The organism is Curtobacterium sp. 22159, from assembly GCF_052045775.1.
Lineage (GTDB): Bacteria > Actinomycetota > Actinomycetes > Actinomycetales > Microbacteriaceae > Curtobacterium.
The window spans coordinates 72,292-90,089 of the sequence record NZ_JBQEPN010000009.1; the positions used below are offsets into that span (position 1 = coordinate 72,292).

Genomic DNA, 17,798 nt, shown 5'->3' on the forward strand with positions numbered 1-17,798 from the left:
GCGGAACGACCGACGGACACGTCCCCCGAGCGAGGGTCGATCAGCTGATGATGTTCACCGCGCGGGAGATCACCAGGGCCAGCAGGATGAACCCGCCGAGGGACTGGTACGCCATGATCATCTTCGCCCGGACGCTCATCGGCATCGTGTCGGTCGGGCTGAAGGCCATCATGTTCGTCAGTGCCACGTAGAGGTAGTCGAGGTACACCGGTCGCCAGGACGCGGTCTTCTCGTCGGTCTCCTGCGGGAACTGGAAGTCGCCCTCGGCGTGCGAGAAGAGCTCCGGGCGACGCCGGGCCACCGGGCCGCCCCGGTCGAGCTCCCAGTAGACGAGACCGAACGCGATGATGCTGCTCACCCACACCTGCAGCGCGGTGAGCAGCACCGCGCCGCCGTTCGCGTGTCCGGTGAGCAGCTCGACGATCGTCCGGACGACGGTCAGCTGGTTCGCGACGGTCAGCAGGATCGCCAGGGAGAACGACAACCACCGCGACCAGGTGGTCTCACGGGTGAGCCGCCTGGGGTTGAAGACGATGAGCGGGACGAGGAGCAGGACGCCGATCGACGGCACGACCCAGGACGGGAAGAACAGCACCTGTTCGGGCAGGAGCAGGCTGAGCGCGAGGTTCACGAGCACGGCGATCGCGACCGGCGCCCGGTGCTCGTGCTGGGGACGCGTCCTCGTCGTGCTCACGGCCCGAGTGTAGGGCGAGGGCCGCGGCGGCACGCTCGACCGCGCGGTTCAGTCCACCAGGTCGGCGGCCACGACCGGGCGACCGAGGACGCGCGACGCCGCCCGCAACCCGGACAGCAGGGCGCCGTGCACGGTCGCGGGGTCGTCGCCCCAGGTGGCCTCGCCGGCGAGCTGCACGGGGCCGACCGGGGTGGCGAGGAGGTCGTGGTCGTCCGGGGACGCACCGACGTGCAGGTACGAGTACGACCCCCGGGCGAAGGGATCGGCCGCCCACCGTGTCATCCTGACGGCCTCGGGGTCGGGCACGGCGTCCCCGAACATCCGCCGGAGTGCCGCGAGCGCCTCCTCGACCACCATGCCGTCGGGGAGCTCCTCGATCCGGCGGGCACCGTGCCCGCCGAGCAGTGCGGCCAGCACGGGCTCGCCGGTGACCCGGGACATGTCGTACCAGGAGTGCCAGTCGACGCCGGCGGAGCCCTGCTGCCGGATCACCCAGTCGTCGCCCCAGAACCGGGTGGGGAAGCGGAGGAACACCTTGTCGTAGACGCCCATCCCGAGCCGCCCCACGGCCCCGAGGACTTCCGCCGACAACGGTGGTTCGAACACGACGTCACCGGCCTGCAGCACACCGAGCGGCACCGTGACGATCGCCTGCCCCGCGCGCACCGAGGCCCCGTCATCGAGCCGGACGACGACCCCGCCGTCGGTCGTGGTCACGGAGCGCACGACGCTGCCGAGCCGGACGTCGAGGCCGTCGGCCAGGGCGGTGGCGTACTGGCCGTACCCCCGCGGGAACACGACCTCGTCGCCGGGGACGTGCTCCTCGTCGAGCCCGTGCGCGTCGAGCACCGTGACGGGCGCCCCGCAGAGGTCCTCCGACCGGTGCGCGGTGTACTCGCGGACCCGGACGGCCCGGTCGCCCTCGATCCCGAGACCACGGAGCGTCGTGTCGACCGCCGCGGCGTAGGTCGAGGGTGGCGGGGCGTGCTCGACGACGGCGGGCAGCGCCGCGTCGAGGGCGTGCAGGTCCGCCTCGAAGGCCGCCACGGCCGTCGGCGCGACGCGACGTCCGGTCGGGTCGTGCCAGGCGATCGGGCGGCCGTCGAACTGGAAGCTGCCGACGGTGAACTCGACCGTGTCGATGCCGAGGGCCGACGCCAGCTCCCAGAGCGGGTTGCCGTCGATGCCGTGGATCCAGGACGCTCCGAGGTCGACGGGCACGCCGAGCGCCGTGTCGGTCCAGGTGCGACCGCCGATGCGGTCCCGCGCCTCGAGCACCACCACGGTCCGGCCGGCGCGTGCCAGCGCCCGGGCGGCGGCCAGTCCGGCGACGCCGGCCCCCACGACGACGACGTCAGCGGGAGCAGCGGGAGCAGCAGCGGGAGCCATCAGTGTCCTCCGGTCAGTGGTGCCGTGATCCGTGCGGCGAGGCTCGGGCGGCCGGTCAGCGCCTCCTCGCGGTCGGCGAGGTCGGTGGCGACGAGTCCGGCGTTGGCACCGAGGAAGCGCAGGGGTTCGGGTTCCCAGTCGGGCGAACGGTGGTTCACCCAGGGGAGTGCCGTGCGGGGCGAGACCACGCCGCGCACGAGGTCGGCGAGCGTCCGTCCCGCCAGGTTCGTCGTGGACAGTCCGTCGCCGACGTAGCCGCCGGCGGTCCCCACGTGTCCGTCCCACGTGACGGAGGCACACCAGTCGCGAGGCACTCCGAGCGGTCCGCCCCAGGTGTGCGTGACGGGGGCGTCGGCCACGGCGGGGAACAGGTCGACGAGCGCCGAGCGCAGGTGGGCGAACACCCGCGGCACCCGGTCGTACCCGGGCCTGATGGCGGACCCCCAGTGGTAGCGGGCGCCGCGACCGCCGAACGCGAGCCGGTCGTCGGCGGTGCGCTGCCCGTACACGAGCAGGTGCCGGTAGTCCGAGAACGTCTGCCCGTGGTCGAGCCCGATCCGGTCCCACACCGCCGCAGGCAGGGGCGCCGTCGCGATCATCAGCGAGTACAGCGGCAGGACGCGCCGCCGCGTCTGCGCGAGTTGCGCTCCGTACCCCTCCACCGCGACCACGACGGCACCGGCCGTCACGGTGCCGCGCGAGGTGACGACGCGGCCGTGGTCCCAGGACGAGGCGGGCGTGTGCTCCGCGATCCGGACGCCCCGCGCCTCCAGGGCAGCCGCGAGGCCGCGGACCAGTGCTGCCGGCTGGACCCGCGCGCAGTCCGGTGTCCACGCGACGCCTGCCGAGCCGGCGGCGTCGCCCGGGCGTGCCTCGCGCCACGTCATCGCGTCGCCCCACTCGGCGGACGACGCCACCTCGTCCAGCGCAGCGCGTTCCTGCACCGCGGAGCGGGCGTACAGGACGGTGCCGCCCTTCACGTAGTCGCAGTCGACGTCCGCCTCCGCTGCTGCGCGTCCGACCTCGTCCACGGTGTCGCGCATCGCCGCCCGCAGGGCGAGGGCCGCGTCGCGTCCATACTGCTCGGCGATCGACGCCGCGGACCGCGGGAACAGGGCGGAGCACCAGCCGCCGTTCCGGCCGGACGCGCCGAAGCCGGCGATCTCGCGTTCCACGACGACGATCTGGAGGCGCGGGTCGGCCTGGTGCAGGTACCACGCGGTCCAGAGACCGGTGAGTCCGGCACCGACGATGCACACGTCCGCCGTGGTGTCGCCGTCGAGCGGGGGCCGGGGCGTCAGGTCGTCGCGTCCGGTGGAGACGAGCTGGTCGAGCCAGAACGAGACGCCCCGGTAGGCGCTCATGTCAGATCTTCGTCCAGGCCTCGGACAGGACGCTCCGCAGGATGGAGGTGATCTCGCGGAACTCCGGCTGCCCGATGGTCAGCGGCGGGGCGAGCTGCACGACGGGGTCGCCGCGGTCGTCGGCGCGGCAGTACAGGCCCGCGTCGAAGAGTGCCTTCGACAGGAACCCGCGCAGCAGGCGCTCGGACTCGTCGTCGTCGAAGGTCGTCTTCGTCGCCTTGTCCTTGACGAGTTCGATGCCGTAGAAGTACCCGTCGCCGCGGACGTCGCCGACGATCGGCAGGTCGCGCAGGGTGTCGAGTTCGGCTCGGAAGAGCGGGGCGTTCTGCTGCACGTTCTGGAGCAGCCCCTCCTCCTCGAAGATGTCGAGGTTCTCCATGGCGACGGCGGCGGAGACCGGGTGACCGCCGAACGTGTAGCCGTGGTAGAAGGTCGTGTCGCCGTGCGAGAACGGTTCGAACAGCTTGTCGCTGATGATCGTCGCGCCGATGGGGGAGTACCCGGAGGTCATCGCCTTCGCGCACGTGATCATGTCGGGCACGAAGTCGTACGTGTCGCACGCGAACATGGTCCCGATGCGGCCGAACGCGCAGATGACCTCGTCCGAGACGAGCAGGACGTCGTACTCGTCGCAGATCTCGCGGACCCGCTGGAAGTACCCGGGCGGCGGGGTGAAGCAGCCGCCGGAGTTCTGCACCGGCTCGAGGAACACCGCGGCGACCGTGTCGGGTCCCTCGAACTCGATCATCTCGCGGATGCGCTCAGCCGCCCAGGAGCCGAACTCCTCCTCGGTCTCGCCGCCGAAGCCCATCTCGGCCGCCCGGTAGTAGTTGGTGTTCGGGACGCGGAAGCCGCCGGGCGCGAGGGGTTCGAACATCTGCTTCATCGCGGGGATGCCCGTGATCGCCAGTGCTCCCTGCGGGGTGCCGTGGTAGGCCACCGCCCGCGAGATCACCTTGTGCTTCATCGGCTTGCCGCGGAGCTTCCAGTAGTACTTCGCGAGCTTGAACGCGGTCTCGACGGCCTCGCCGCCGCCCGTCGAGAAGAACACCTTGTTGAGGTCGCCGGGGGCGTGGTCGGCGAGGCGGTCGGCGAGCTCGATGGCGGCGGGGTGGGCGTAGGACCAGATCGGGAAGAACGAGAGCGTCTCCGCCTGCTTCGCGGCCATCTCGGCCAGGCGCTTCCGACCGTGGCCGGCGGCGACGACGAACAGGCCGGACAGCCCGTCGATGTACTCCTTGCCGTGGCTGTCGTACACGTGGTGCCCCTGGCCGCGGACCATGATCGGCACGTCGGCACCGGCCTGGTTCGCGCCGTGCCGAGCGAAGTGCATCCACAGGTGGTCGCGGGACTTCTGCTGCAGGTCGGCGTCGTCGACCGCAGCGAACGGGTCGTACGAGCCGAGTCGTGTGGTCTGGTCGGAGATGGTCATCGCGTTCCCCAGTCGTAGAGCTGTTTGCGGAGTTGCAGGTAGACGAAGGTCTCGGTGGCGGTGACACCCGGGATGGCCCGGATGGTGCCGTTGAGCAGTTCGATGAGGTCGTCGTCGTCCTCGCAGACGACCTCCACCATGAGGTCGAAGCTGCCGGCCGTCATCACGAGGTAGTCGACCGACGGCAGCTTCTCGAGTTCGTCGGCGACCGTGCGGGTGTCGCCGTTCACGCGGATGCCGATCATCGCCTGGCGGTGGAACCCGAGCTGCAGGGGATCCGTGACCGCGACGATCTGCATGACGCCGGTCTCGGTGAGCTTCTGCACCCGCTGTCGGACCGCCGCCTCGCTGAGACCGACCGCCTTGCCGATCTCGCCGTACGGGCGGCGACCGTCGGCCTGGAGTTGCTCGATGATCCGCTTCGACGTGTCGTCGATCGGTCCCGGACGTCGTGGTGCTGCCGCCATGCCGCACAGCATGGCAGCGGCATCACCGGGAATGCAAGGGATTCCGTTGTGAACGTCGTGTTTCACGACGATTTCCGTTGTTACGGTTCTTCCGAACCAGCAGATTCCGTGCAAGTATCGCCGCCATGCTGGACATCGACACAGCCACGCACACCCTGCGGAACTTCGTCGGGGGCGAGCACGTCGACGCCCGCGGCGACCGCACCATGGACCTCGTCGACCCGACCGACGAGCACGTGTACGGCACCTCGCCGGTGTCCACCGCCGACGACGTGGACGCCGCCTTCGCCGCTGCGGACGCCGCGTTCGACTCCTGGCGTCGCACCACGCCCGGCGAACGCCAGCTCGCACTGTTCCGGATCGCCGACGCCCTCGAACAGCGTGCGGACGAGTTCGCCGACCTCGAGTCCCTCGACACCGGCAAGCCGCGCGCCACGCTCGTCGAGGACGAGATCCTGCTGTCGGTCGACCAGATCCGCTTCTTCGCCGGGGCAGCCCGCAACCTCGAGGGTCGGGGCGCAGGGGAGTACCTGGCCGACCACACGTCCTTCGTCCGGCGGGAACCGATCGGCGTCGTCGCTCAGGTCACCCCCTGGAACTACCCGCTCAACATGGCGGTGTGGAAGTTCGCCCCGGCGCTCGCCGCGGGGAACACGACCGTGCTGAAGCCGAGCGACACCACCCCGCTGTCGACCCTGCTGCTCGCCGAGGTCGCCGCGGAGTTCCTGCCGGCGGGCGTGCTCAACGTCGTACTGGGGGACCGCACGACGGGTGCCGCGATGATCGACCACCCCACCCCGCAGATGGTCTCCGTCACCGGCTCGGTCCGCGCCGGCACCGAGGTCGCACGCGCGGCCGCCGGCGACCTCAAGCGCACCCACCTGGAGCTCGGCGGCAAGGCACCCGTGATCGTGTTCGACGACGCGGACATCCCGTCCGCCGTCGCCGGGATCGTGGCCGCCGGCTTCTTCAACGCCGGACAGGACTGCACCGCCGCGACGCGGGTGCTCGTCCAGGACGGCATCCACGACGAGTTCGTGGCGGCGCTCGCCACAGCGGCGCGCGAGACCGCGACCACCGGGCCGGGAGCGGCCGACCCGTACTTCGGGCCCGTCAACAACGCCGGGCAGCTCGCCCAGGTGCGGTCGTTCCTCGAGGACCTGCCGGACCACGCGACGATCGAGCTCGGCGGTCGTCGAGCGGGCGCCGTCGGGTACCACCACGAGGCGACGATCGTCTCCGGCCTCCGTCAGGACGACCGGATCGTGCAGCAGGAGGTCTTCGGACCCGTGCAGACCGTCCAGCGGTTCGGCACCGAGGCCGATGCCCTGCGTGCGGCGAACGGGGTCGCGTACGGCCTGGCGAGTTCGGTGTGGACGACCGACCACGCCAGGGCGATGCGCTTCGCCCGCGACCTCGACTTCGGCTGCGTGTGGATCAACACGCACATCCCGATCGTCGCCGAGATGCCGCACGGCGGCTTCAAGCACTCCGGCTACGGCAAGGACCTGTCCCAGTACGGGTTCGACGACTACACCCGCATCAAGCACGTCATGTCCTACATCGGCTGACCAGCCGGACCCGACCCGAAACCCAGGAGGCACCATGGCAACGACCGGCACCTTCGCCGAGTCCGGGGCGGATCTCCGGCTCGACCGGATCACGAAGTCCTTCCCCGGACACACCGCGGTCGACGCGCTCGACCTCACCGTCCCCGCCGGCTCGTTCTTCGCCCTGCTCGGGCCGTCCGGCTGCGGCAAGACCACGACCCTCCGGCTGGTCGCCGGACTCGAGGAGCCGACCAGCGGCACGATCACGATCGGCGGCCGGGACGTCACCGACACGAAGCCGTACCAGCGCCCGGTCAACACGGTCTTCCAGAACTACGCGCTCTTCCCGCACATGAGCGTGCTCGACAACGTCGCGTTCGGGCTGAAGCGCCGCCGCATCCCCGACCCCATGACGAAGGCGCGTGAGGCGCTCCGGCTCGTCGAGCTCGAGGGCTCGGCGTCGAAGCGTCCCACGCAGCTGTCCGGCGGGATGCAGCAGCGCGTCGCCCTCGCCCGGGCGATCGTGAACCGGCCCGCACTGCTGCTCCTCGACGAACCGCTCGGCGCCCTCGACCTGAAGCTCCGCCACCAGATGCAGCTCGAGCTCAAGACCATCCAGGCCGAGGTGGGCCTGACCTTCCTGCACGTGACCCACGACCAGGAGGAGGCGATGACGATGGCCGACACGGTCGCCGTCATGAACGGGGGTCGCATCGAGCAGATGGGGAGCCCCCAGGACCTCTACGAGCTGCCCCGCACCGCCTTCGTCGCGAACTTCCTCGGGCAGTCGAACCTGCTGGAGGGCGAGGTCCGCGGCACCGACGGTGGGCTCCTCGTCGTCGCGACCCCGGCCGGCACCCTCGCCGTGCCCTCCGCACGGGCGGTCGCGACCTCCGGCCGCGTGGTCGTGGGCGTCCGCCCCGAGAAGCTCAAGATCCGCACCGTCGAGCCGGCCCCCGAGGCAGGACGCAACATCCTCGGCCCGGGACGTGTCGTCGACGTCTCCTTCTCCGGTGTCAGCACCCAGTACCTCGTCGACGTCCCGGGCGCGGGACGGGTCTCCGTCTTCGCGCAGAACTCGAAGGGCGGACCCCGGATCGCGACCGGCACCGAGGTGTGGCTCACGTGGGGCGTCGACCACGGGTTCGGCCTGGAGGCGCACCCCGCGTCCGACGCGGCCGTCACCGCCGGAGCCGACCCGCGCCTCCAGTCCGCACCCGCCACCGCGGGAGCGGTCGCGTGAGCAGCCGTCCCGACCTGGTGCGGGGCCTGACGTCCGCGCGCATCAGCCGACGCGGCCTGCTCGCCGGCGGAGGGGCCGCCGCGCTCACGGCGTTGCTCGCCGGCTGCAGCATCAAGGGCTCTGCGGCGTCGCTCGCCGAGCACCCGGTCGACTGGGAGCGCTTCTGGGCGGACGCGAAGGCGACCAAGGAGCTGAAGTTCGCGAACTGGCCGCTCTACATCGACTCCGACCACGGCAAGTCCGAGTCCTTGGAGCTGTTCCGGCAGGAGACCGGGATCGCGGTCGACTACCAGGCGGTGATCCAGGACAACGCGACGTTCTACGCGACGGTCTCCCCGATCCTCCGGGCGCAGGGTTCCACCGGCTACGACCTCGTCGTGATGACGAACGGGTACGAACTCACCGAGATGATCAAGAACGGGTTCGTGTGCGAGCTCGACCACTCGCGGCTGCCGAACTTCGCGAAGTACGCCAGTGACTCCGTGAAGGACCCGACGTACGACCCGGGCAACAAGCACTCCGTGGTGTGGCAGACCGGGTTCACCGGGCTCGCCTACAACCCGAAGTACGTCGACCGCGAGATCACGTCGTTCCAGGACCTCCTCGACCCGGCCTTCCGTGGTCGGGTCGGCCTGATGAGCGACAACACCGAACTCGGCTCGCTCGGGCTCCTCGCGAACGGGATCGACCCCGAGACGTCGACACCGGCGGACTGGCGCACGGCGCAGGCGTGGCTGCGGAAGCTCCGGCCGAGCGTCACCGGCTTCTACGACCAGAGCTACATCAACAAGCTCGAGAACGGTGACACCTGGATCACGCAGGCGTGGTCGGGAGACGTGTTCCAGGCGCAGCAGTCCGGGTTCGAGCACCTGGAGTTCGTCACACCGGAGGAGGGCCAGATGATGTGGCACGACAACCTCATGATCCCGCGGCAGGCGGCGAACCCGGTCTCGGCGCTGGCGTGGATGGACTTCTACTACACGCCGAAGATCGCCGGGATCGTCGAGGACTACGTCAACTACGTCTGCCCCGTCCCCGGAGCCGAGGCCTACGTGCGGGACGAACTCGACGACCCGACGGTCGCCGACAGCCCGCTCGTGTTCCCGTCCCAGGACGTCCTCGAACGCTCGCACGAGTTCCGGGTCTTCCGGAACTACGACGAGTACTCGGAGTGGAACGGCCTCTTCAACGCGGTGGTGCAGTCGTGACCGCCGTCGGTGCCGCCCGGGTCGCCGGCCTCGGAGCCGGACCCGGTGCCGGCCCCGCTCCCGTGCGCCGGGGGCGTCGTCGCAGCACCCCGTTCCTGCTCGCCCTGGTCGGCACGGCGTACCTGTGCGTGTTCTTCGTCATCCCGCTCGTCTCGGGGCTCGTCGTGTCGCTCATGTCGGGCAACCCGGACGACGGGTACACGTTCACGTGGAACTTCGGGATCTACTCGTCGCTCTTCGTCGACCCGCAGGTGCCGTACCTCACCTTCCTGCTCCGATCGCTCTGGTACGGAGCCGCGGCCACGGTCGTCACCATCATCGTCGGTTACCCGGTCGCGTACTTCATCGCGTTCTGGGTCTCGCCGCGGTGGAAGAACCCCCTGCTCATGCTCGTCTTCGTGAGCTTCCTGGTGTCGTTCGTCATCCGGACGGACATGTGGGCGTTCGTGCTCGCCTCGCAGGGGCCGGTCGTCACGACACTGCAGGCGATCGGCCTCGTCGGGAAGGACTTCCACATCCTGGGCACCGGCGGCGCGGTGGTCTTCGGCGACGCGTACAACGACCTGGCCTTCATGGTGCTGCCCGTCTACGCAGCGCTCGAACGGATCGACCCGCGGCTCGGTGAGGCCGCGCACGACCTCTACGCGGGGAAGGCCCGGGCGTTCTGGCACACGACCCTGCCGCTGTCCCGCTCGGGCATCTTCGCCGGGGTGCTGCTCGTGTTCATCGACTGCGTGGGCGACCCGGTGAACTCCGCACTGCTCGGCGGGACGAACACGTACACGATCGGGCAGGCGATCCAGGACGCCTACTCCGGCAACCAGCAGTACAACGTCGCCGCCGCGCTCTCGACCGTGCTCATGGTGGTGCTCGGCATCATCCTCTTCATCTACGCCCGCGTGTCCGGCACCGACGACCTCGAGGACCTCGTATGACCGCCGTCGCACCGCCCCGCTCGTCCGCAGCCCCCGCGTCGCCGGCGACCGCCCCCGCCGTCCGTCGGCGCGGGGTGAACCGACGAGGGCCCTGGCTCGCGATCGTCTACTGGGTGGTCATCGCGATCACCCTCGTGCCGATCGTGTACATGATCGTGTACTCGTTCAACGACGCCCCGACGAACCGGCTGTCGTTCGCGTGGAACGGCTTCACGACGTACTGGTACGCCAACCTCGTGAACGTGTCCGGGCTCGGGTCGGCCTTCGCCACGTCCGTCGTCGTGGCACTGCTCGCCGCCGTCGTCTCGGTCGCGATCGGCCTGCCGCTGGCCCTCGCGCTCGAGCGGTACCGGTTCCCCGGGCGCGGTGCCGTGAACGCGGTCGTGTTCGCGGACATCGCGGCGCCGTCCATCGTCGTGGGATCGGCATCGCTGTCGTTCTTCCTGTCGATCGGGCTCGGCACCGGCTTCCTCACGGTGCTCATCACCCACGTGGCGTTCGACGTCGCGTACGTGGTCGTGGTGCTCCGGGCACGCATCGCCGGGTCGTCCCGGGCGCTCGAGGAGGCGGCGGGCGACCTCGGCGCGACCCCGTTCCAGGCGTTCCGGCTCGTCACCCTTCCGCTGTTGGCACCGGGCATGCTCGCCGCAGGGCTGCTGGCCCTGGCGATGTCGATCGACGACTACGTGATCACCTCGTTCGTCGCCGGACCCTCGGTCACGTTCCCGCTGTTCGTGTACGGGGCCGCCAAGGCCGGGATGCCGCCGCAGGTCCTCTGCTTCGGCACCCTGGTGTTCGCGGTGGGGCTGCTCGTCGCCCTGCTCAACGGTGCGCTGAACCGCCGGCTGGCGCGGACGCGGGGGTGAGCCGTTGATCCGCAGAACGCCGCGACGAGGCGTTCTCGGACGATCCGATCCGGAGTTTTTGCGTCAACGCGTTTGACGCTCCTACCGTCACATCAATCGATTGACGAGCCGCGTCGATCGATCGACGCGAGGGAGCGACATGCTGACGATGAAGGACATCGCCGCACAGGCGGGCGTGTCCGTGTCGTCCGTCTCGCTCGTCCTCAACGACCGCGACACCGGCCGCGTGAACCCCGAGTCCGCGCGTCGCATCCGTGAGCTCGCCGAGACGTTCGGCTACGTCCCGAACCACCTCGCCCGGTCCCTGAAGTCCAAGCAGACGCAGACCATCGGACTGGTGTCCGACCGGGTCGCGACCGTGCCCTTCTCGAGCGCGATGCTCGCCGGGGCGCAGGAGGCCGCCTGGCGCAGCGGGTACGTCCTCATGCTCGTGGACACCGGCGGGAACGAGGAGATGCAGACGACGGCGGTGCAGTCGCTGCTGCAGCGGAACGTCGACGGACTGATCGTCGCGGCCACGTACCACCGCACCGTCGAACCGCCGAAGGTCCCGTCGACGACCCCCGTCGTGCTGCTCGACGGTCGACCGGAGGGTGCCGACGGCGACCCGGGCACGACCGCGGACTTCGTCGTCCCGGACGAGGAGCGCGGTGCGTACGACGCCGTCCGACACCTGATCGATGCCGGGCACCGGCGGATCGGCTTCTGCACCGTCGCCGCCTACCCGATCGCGGACGCCCTGCGCACCCGCGGGTACCGTCGCGCCCTGGCCGAAGCGGGTCTCGCGGCGGATCCCGCGCTGATGGTGACCGCCGTGGACGCTGCGACGGCGTGCGCCATCGACCCGGCACGTGCTCTGCTCGACCGTCCCGGGACCGAACGGCCCACCGCCGTCTTCTGCTTCGGCGACCAGATCGCCATGGGCTTCTACCAGGTGGCGCGGTCCCTCGGTCTGCGGGTGCCGACGGACCTCTCGATCGTCGGGTTCGACAACCAGGAGTTCGTCGCCGAAGCGCTCGATCCGGGACTCACGACCGTGCAGCTGCCCCACCGTGCCATGGGCGAGTGGGCGGTCGACCGCGTGCTGCAACGGATCGACGGCCGAACGGCACCCCGGGCCGAACCGATCGGCCACCGCATGCACTGCCCCATCGTCGTGCGGAGCTCGGTTGCTCCGCCCCGCGACCCGCCCTGATCCCGGGTCGACCCCTCCCCATCCCATCCCGACGCGCCGTGCCCGAGCACGACGCGGTGGTCGAGTGCGCCCTCGGGCCGTCGTCCACGGAACACCAGCAAAGGAGCTGCACCATGCACCGCACCACGCGTAGACGGACCCTCCGGACCGTCGCGATCGCTTCGATCGCCCTCGCGGCCGCCGCCCTCACGGGCTGCAGTGCCGGATCCCAGTCGGACGCCAAGACGTTCACGATCATGCAGTACGAGGACCCGAGCACCCCGCAGGGACAGGGGTGGAAGACCGCACTCCAGATCTTCCGGAAGAAGCACCCCGACGTCGACGTGAAGTTCCAGACGACGAGCTTCGACGGCTTCCGGAAGAACGCGAAGCTCGTCCTCGGCGGCAACAAGGTCCCCGACGTCGTCGAGTTCAACAAGGGCAACGCCGACGGTGGACAGCTCGCCAGCCAAGGCCTCCTCGAGAACCTCGACGATGCCGTGAAGCGGTACCACTGGGACGACAAGGTGTCCGGCGCCATGCAGTCGTTCGCCAAGTACGACGAGCAGGGCAAGGCCGGGTCCGGTGACTGGTACGGGATCCCGAACGTGGGCGAGTACGTCACCTTCTACTACAACAAGGACAAGTTCCGGCAGGCCGGCATCAGCGGCGAGCCGAAGACGATGGCCGAGTTCACCGCCGACCTCCAGAAGCTCAAGGACGCCGGGATCACGCCGATCTCGTCGTCCGCGGCGGTGAACCAGGGCTTCAACCAGATGTGGATCTGGTACTCGCTGGTGGCTGCGGCAGCCGATCGGAAGCAGATCGACGACTTCATGTTCCTGAAGGGGAAGGTCGACTTCTCGAAGGACCCGTGGAAGACTGGGACGAAGGAGTTCCAGGACTGGATCGACAAGGGCTACGTCGGCTCCGATCTGGGCGGCCTGAACTTCGAGCAGGCGAACGTCAACTTCCTCAGCGGCAAGACCGGCATGCTCATCTGGAACAACGGGGTGTTCTCCCGGATCAAGGACCAGGCGTCCTTCGACTGGGGGTCCTTCACGCTCCCCGGTGCCGCGATGACGATGGGCTCCTCGGGTCACCTGTGGGGCGTCCCGGCGAAGTCCGGCAACAAGGACCTCGCCTACGACTGGATCAACACGACGCTCAGCGCGAAGGTGCAGAACCAGATCGGGAGCCTCGGCGGCCTGCCCCTGGCCGGGGACACGGCGAAGATCTCGGACCCCGTCACCAAGGCGTACACCCAGCGCTTCGATGAGGTGGTGCAGGACGACACCCTCGCCTTCTACCCGGACTACCCGGTGCCCGGATTCCTCGACTTCATCCAGAACAACATGTCGGCGATGTCCAACCGCAACGAGACCGCGGACGAGTACCTGACCAAGCTGCAGGCCTTCTACGACGACGGCAAGAAGACCGTCGACCAGGGCTGACCCGACAACGAGGGGACGGGCGCCCGACGGCGCCCGTCCCGTCAGGAGATCCGACATGACGACAACCGCGCTCCGGCGCCGACGCCAACACTCCTACTGGTGGTACCTCCTGCCGATGAGCATCGGCACGCTCGCCATCGTGCTCGTACCGTTCGCGATGAACGTCTGGTACAGCCTCTTCCAGTGGAAGGGCGGTCTCGCCCCGATGCGATGGGCCGGCCTGGGGAACTACGCGGAGCTGCTCGGTGACGCGCAGTTCTGGCTGGCCTTCAAGAACTCCGTGTTCATGATCGTGGGCATCGTGGTGGTCCCCACGCTCATCGGGCTCGTCCTCGCGGCGATGCTCTTCGACCACATCGGTCGCGAGTTCGGGACGAAGGTCGCCGCGACCCTCCGCGCCGTCTACTACCTCCCGCAGATCCTGCCGATCGCGGTCGCGGGCTTCGTCTGGAGCTGGGTCCTCGCGACCCAGAACGGACTGCTCAACAGCGTCTTCGCCGCACTGGGGAACACCGATCCACCGGACTGGCTCGGCAATCCGGACATCGCGATCTACGCCGTGATGCTCGTGCTCGTCTGGTTGCAGATCGGGTACCCGGTCGTCGTGTTCATGGCCGCGCTGCAGCGCGTGGACCCGGAACTCTACGAGGCTGCCTCACTCGACGGTGCGGGCTGGTGGCGCCGGTTCACGGCGATCACGCTGCCGCAGATCCGTCCGGAGGTCTTCGTCGTGGTGATCACCGCCACCGTCGGGGCCCTCAAGGTCTTCGCACCGATCCTCATCCTGACCGGGGGCGGCCCCGAGGGCTCCACGGTCGTGCCGTCGTACTACTCGTACCGGAACTTCTTCGAGCTGTCGAAGGTCGGCTACGGGTCCGCGATCGCCACCGTGATGTCCATCGTCATCTTCGTCATCGCCGGGGTCCTGATGTGGCTCCAGCGGCGCGACACCGAAGGGGAGAACGCCTGATGAGCACCGCAACGACCGAGCCGGACCGGATCGCCGCGACGCCGGGCCCCGCTGCGCCCGCCGGCGTCCGCCAGACCCGGCGACGCCGACGGGGCGTGACGCGGTGGATCGTCCTCGCGATCGCCGTCGTGTTCGCGCTCCTGATGCTGGCGCCGCTGCTCCTCCTGGTGCTCAACGCCTTCAAGACGGGCGCGGACTACTCGGCGCACGGGCCCCTGGCGCTCCCGGAGCGGTTCAGCATCGAGGCCTTCCAGCAGTACCTGTCGCTCGTGGACTACCCGCGGGCGCTGGTGAACTCGATCGTGATCGCCGGACTCGTCGCCGTGCTCGGGACGGCCCTGGCCCTCGTGACGAGCTACGCGCTCGGCATCGGGAGGATCCGCGGACGCACCTGGATCCTCGCCGTGTTCCTGCTGGCCACGATGCTGCCGCAGGAGTCGCTCATCTACCCGCTCTTCTACGGCGCGCAGGCGACCGGGCTGTTCAACACGATCTGGAGTGTCGTGATCGTGTTCACGGTGCTGCAGGCGGCCTTCGGCACCTACCTGTTGTCGAGCGTGATGAGCACCATCCCGCAGTCCCTGCTCGAGGCCGCCGCGCTGGACGGTGCCGGACGCTTCCGGATCCTGTGGTCCGTCGTCTTCCCGGTGCTCCGCCCGACCCTGTCCGTCCTGGTCGTGTTCTTCTTCGTCTGGACGTGGAACGAGTTCTACATCCCGCTCGTACTGCTCACGGACCAGTCCGCGCAGACGGTGCCGATCGCGCTCGCGACCCTGCAGGGACAGAACAGCATCAACCTCACGGCCCTGAACGCCGGCTCGCTGCTCTCCCTGCTGCCGACGCTGGTCTTCTTCCTGGTGTTCCAACGAACGCTCAGCCGTGGTGTCACCGTCGGCGCCGTGAAGTGAACCCGCCCGCAACCCCGACCACCCACCGATCGACCACGAACCCCGGAGGATCCATGCTCCCCACCCTGTCCGAACTCGCCCCGCCGCGCGGCGTCCGCTCCCGGTCGATCAACGCCGAGAACCCGACCGGCGCGTTCGGAGCCGCAGCCTCCGCGTCGTCGCACCTCGGGCCCGGCCGGAAGGGCAGTGCGTGGGGCTCGCTGCCGGCGGGCGGGACCCTGGAGCTCGTCGACATCGACGGACCGGGCGTCATCCGCCACATCTGGATCACGGTCACGGACCGCACGGAAGCCGGACCGTTCGTGCTCCGGGACCTGGTCCTCCGGGCGTACTGGGACGACGAGGACGAGCCGTCCGTCGAGGTGCCGCTCGGGGACTTCTTCTGCAACGGTTTCGCCACGAGGGCGCTCGTCACGTCGGAACCCATCACCGTCGCCCCGACCGGTGGTATGAACAGCTACTTCCCGATGCCGTTCCGGCAGCACGCCCGCATCACGCTCACGAGCGAGCACGGCGCGGACCTGGAGCACGTGTTCTTCCAGGTCGACCTGACCACGGGTGACGACATCGCCGCGGACACGCCGTACTTCCACGCGCAGTGGCGTCGGTCGAACGGGAGCACGGCGCTCGGCGAGGACCACGTCGTGCTCGACGGCGTCCGAGGTCGGGGCCGGTACGTCGGGACGTACGTCGCGCTCGCGTCGCTCCAGCGCTTCTGGTGGGGGGAGGGCGAGGTCAAGTTCTTCGTGGACGGCGACGACGAGCTCCCCTCGCTGTGCAGCACGGGGCTCGAGGACTACGCGGGAGGAGCGTGGGCCTTCCAGGACGAGCTCCGGGCCGACCCCGAACCCGTCCCGCTGACGTTCAATGCGCCGTACTTCGGCTACCCGTTCTGCAGCTCGCGTGACAGCACCGGCGCCTCGGAGTTCATCCACGCGGTGGCCCCGATGCACGCCCTGTACCGCTGGCACCTCCCCGACCCCATCTGGTTCGAGCAGGACCTGCGCGTCACCGTCCAGCAGATCGGCACGTGGGACCACGGCCTGTTCGAACGGTCCGACGACATCAGCACCGTCGCGTACTGGTACCAGTCGGAGCCGCACGCGCCGTTCCCGGTCCTGCCCTCGGCCTCGGAGCGGACCCCGCGGTGACCACTGGATCGGCCGCACGCAGGGGTGGTGCATGACCGGCGGCGTCCTCGTGGTCGGTGAGGCGCTGGTGGACGTCGTCGAGCGGCCGGACGGACGCACCGAGCACCCGGGCGGGGGTCCGATGAACGTCGCGGTGGGGATGGCGCGGCTCGGGGAACGGGTGCGCCTCGTCTGCACGCTGGGAGACGACACCCGGGGGCGGGCCGTGCGTTCGCACCTCGAGGCGAGCGGGGTCGTGGTCGACGCGACCCCGATCCCGCAGACCTCGACAGCGGTGGCGAGGATCGCCGGCACCGGAGCGGCATCGTACGAGTTCGACCTCGACTGGCGACCCGGACCCGTCACCGTGCCGGCGACGACCGCGCTCCTGCACGTCGGGTCGATCGGTGCCGTGCTGCGCCCGGGGTCCGACGCCGTCCTGGAGGCGGTGCGCAACCGGTCGTCCTCGACGCTCCTGTCCCTCGACCCGAACGTGCGTCCGTCGATCACCCCGGACCAGGACGTCGTCCGTGCTGCGCTGGATCCCCTCCTGGACGCGGCGGACGTCGTCAAGACGAGTGACGAGGACGCAGCCTGGCTCTGGCCGGGACTCGACGTGGACGCGGTGCTCGACGAGTTGTTGCGCCGCGACACCCGGCTGGCGGCGGTGACCCTGGGGGCAGCCGGGTGCGTCGTCGCGACCAGGGGTGCCCGGGTGCGGCTCCCGGCGCCGGCCGTCGACGTCGCCGACACCATCGGAGCCGGTGACTCCTTCATGTCGGGACTCGCCACGGCGGTGCTGCGGACACCGGAAGCGCTCGACACGGCGGACGGGCACGTCCTCGAACGGGTGGCGGACATCGCGCTGCGGAGTGCCGCGATCACCGTGACGCGGGTCGGCGCGGACCCGCCCACGTCCCAGGAGCTGTCGCTCGGCCCGGACCGCCGCTGACCCGGCCGCGCCCGGCCGCGCGGGGATCGCGCGGCCATGCGGTGATCGCGCGCCACGTGGGA

16 protein-coding genes are annotated in these 17,798 nt (G+C 69.9%); 11 read left to right on the forward strand and 5 right to left on the reverse strand.

Translation table 11 applies throughout. From position 1 onward, the window contains the following. Positions 1-40: 40 nt before the first annotated feature. The 5 genes from ACTJKO_RS11755 to ACTJKO_RS11775 are packed head-to-tail and all read right to left on the reverse strand — an operon-like array spanning position 41 to position 5,346. Positions 41-694, reverse strand: coding sequence for a hypothetical protein (locus tag ACTJKO_RS11755; protein ID WP_440688854.1), 654 nt, complete (start codon positions 692-694; stop codon positions 41-43). Between the two features lie 48 nt (positions 695-742). Further along, on the reverse strand, positions 743-2,083 hold the full coding sequence (locus ACTJKO_RS11760) for a flavin monoamine oxidase family protein (protein WP_440688856.1): 1,341 nt from the start codon (positions 2,081-2,083) through the stop codon (positions 743-745). After that, positions 2,083-3,447: an NAD(P)/FAD-dependent oxidoreductase gene (locus tag ACTJKO_RS11765; RefSeq protein ID WP_440688858.1), complete on the reverse strand. Its 1,365-nt coding sequence runs from the start codon at positions 3,445-3,447 to the stop codon at positions 2,083-2,085. The genes ACTJKO_RS11760 and ACTJKO_RS11765 overlap by 1 nt, the downstream gene beginning before the upstream one ends. A 1-nt stretch (position 3,448) precedes the next feature. Continuing rightward, positions 3,449-4,879 carry an aspartate aminotransferase family protein gene (locus tag ACTJKO_RS11770; RefSeq protein ID WP_440688862.1) on the reverse strand — a complete coding sequence of 477 codons (1,431 nt, stop codon included), beginning with the start codon at positions 4,877-4,879 and terminating at the stop codon, positions 3,449-3,451. Continuing rightward, positions 4,876-5,346, reverse strand: a complete 471-nt coding sequence (locus ACTJKO_RS11775; RefSeq protein ID WP_440688864.1) for an Lrp/AsnC family transcriptional regulator — start codon at positions 5,344-5,346, stop codon at positions 4,876-4,878. Before ACTJKO_RS11775 ends, ACTJKO_RS11770 begins: the two co-directional genes overlap by 4 nt. A 125-nt stretch (positions 5,347-5,471) precedes the next feature. Between ACTJKO_RS11775 and ACTJKO_RS11780 the strand changes: the two genes are divergently transcribed. The 11 genes from ACTJKO_RS11780 to ACTJKO_RS11830 all read left to right on the forward strand — a co-directional run bounded on the left by ACTJKO_RS11780 (position 5,472) and on the right by ACTJKO_RS11830 (position 17,736). After that, positions 5,472-6,917, forward strand: coding sequence for a gamma-aminobutyraldehyde dehydrogenase (locus tag ACTJKO_RS11780; RefSeq protein ID WP_440688866.1), 1,446 nt, complete (start codon positions 5,472-5,474; stop codon positions 6,915-6,917). A gap of 34 nt (positions 6,918-6,951) precedes the next feature. Beyond that, on the forward strand, positions 6,952-8,139 hold the full coding sequence (locus ACTJKO_RS11785; protein ID WP_440688867.1) for an ABC transporter ATP-binding protein: 1,188 nt from the start codon (positions 6,952-6,954) through the stop codon (positions 8,137-8,139). Then, positions 8,136-9,347, forward strand: a complete 1,212-nt coding sequence (locus ACTJKO_RS11790; RefSeq protein WP_440688869.1) for an ABC transporter substrate-binding protein — start codon at positions 8,136-8,138, stop codon at positions 9,345-9,347. The genes ACTJKO_RS11785 and ACTJKO_RS11790 overlap by 4 nt, the downstream gene beginning before the upstream one ends. Beyond that, a complete protein-coding gene (locus ACTJKO_RS11795; RefSeq protein ID WP_440688871.1) occupies positions 9,344-10,282 on the forward strand; it encodes an ABC transporter permease in 939 nt (312 codons plus the stop codon). The genes ACTJKO_RS11790 and ACTJKO_RS11795 overlap by 4 nt, the downstream gene beginning before the upstream one ends. Continuing rightward, positions 10,279-11,148: an ABC transporter permease gene (locus ACTJKO_RS11800; protein ID WP_440688873.1), complete on the forward strand. Its 870-nt coding sequence runs from the start codon at positions 10,279-10,281 to the stop codon at positions 11,146-11,148. Before ACTJKO_RS11795 ends, ACTJKO_RS11800 begins: the two co-directional genes overlap by 4 nt. A 139-nt stretch (positions 11,149-11,287) precedes the next feature. Next, a complete protein-coding gene (locus ACTJKO_RS11805; protein WP_440688875.1) occupies positions 11,288-12,343 on the forward strand; it encodes a LacI family DNA-binding transcriptional regulator in 1,056 nt (351 codons plus the stop codon). Between the two features lie 113 nt (positions 12,344-12,456). Next, positions 12,457-13,776, forward strand: coding sequence for an ABC transporter substrate-binding protein (locus ACTJKO_RS11810; protein ID WP_440688877.1), 1,320 nt, complete (start codon positions 12,457-12,459; stop codon positions 13,774-13,776). Between the two features lie 115 nt (positions 13,777-13,891). Then, positions 13,892-14,746, forward strand: a complete 855-nt coding sequence (locus tag ACTJKO_RS11815; RefSeq protein WP_440689061.1) for a carbohydrate ABC transporter permease — start codon at positions 13,892-13,894, stop codon at positions 14,744-14,746. Further along, positions 14,746-15,654, forward strand: a complete 909-nt coding sequence (locus tag ACTJKO_RS11820) for a carbohydrate ABC transporter permease (protein WP_440688879.1) — start codon at positions 14,746-14,748, stop codon at positions 15,652-15,654. The genes ACTJKO_RS11815 and ACTJKO_RS11820 overlap by 1 nt, the downstream gene beginning before the upstream one ends. Positions 15,655-15,707: 53 nt before the next feature. Beyond that, the gene (locus ACTJKO_RS11825; RefSeq protein ID WP_440688881.1) at positions 15,708-16,805 is read left to right on the forward strand and encodes a glycoside hydrolase family 172 protein; all 1,098 of its coding nucleotides are present in this window, start codon (positions 15,708-15,710) and stop codon (positions 16,803-16,805) included. 31 nt (positions 16,806-16,836) lie between these two features. Beyond that, complete coding sequence (locus tag ACTJKO_RS11830; protein ID WP_440688883.1) at positions 16,837-17,736, forward strand: carbohydrate kinase family protein; 900 nt, start codon at positions 16,837-16,839, stop codon at positions 17,734-17,736. Positions 17,737-17,798: the final 62 nt, after the last annotated feature.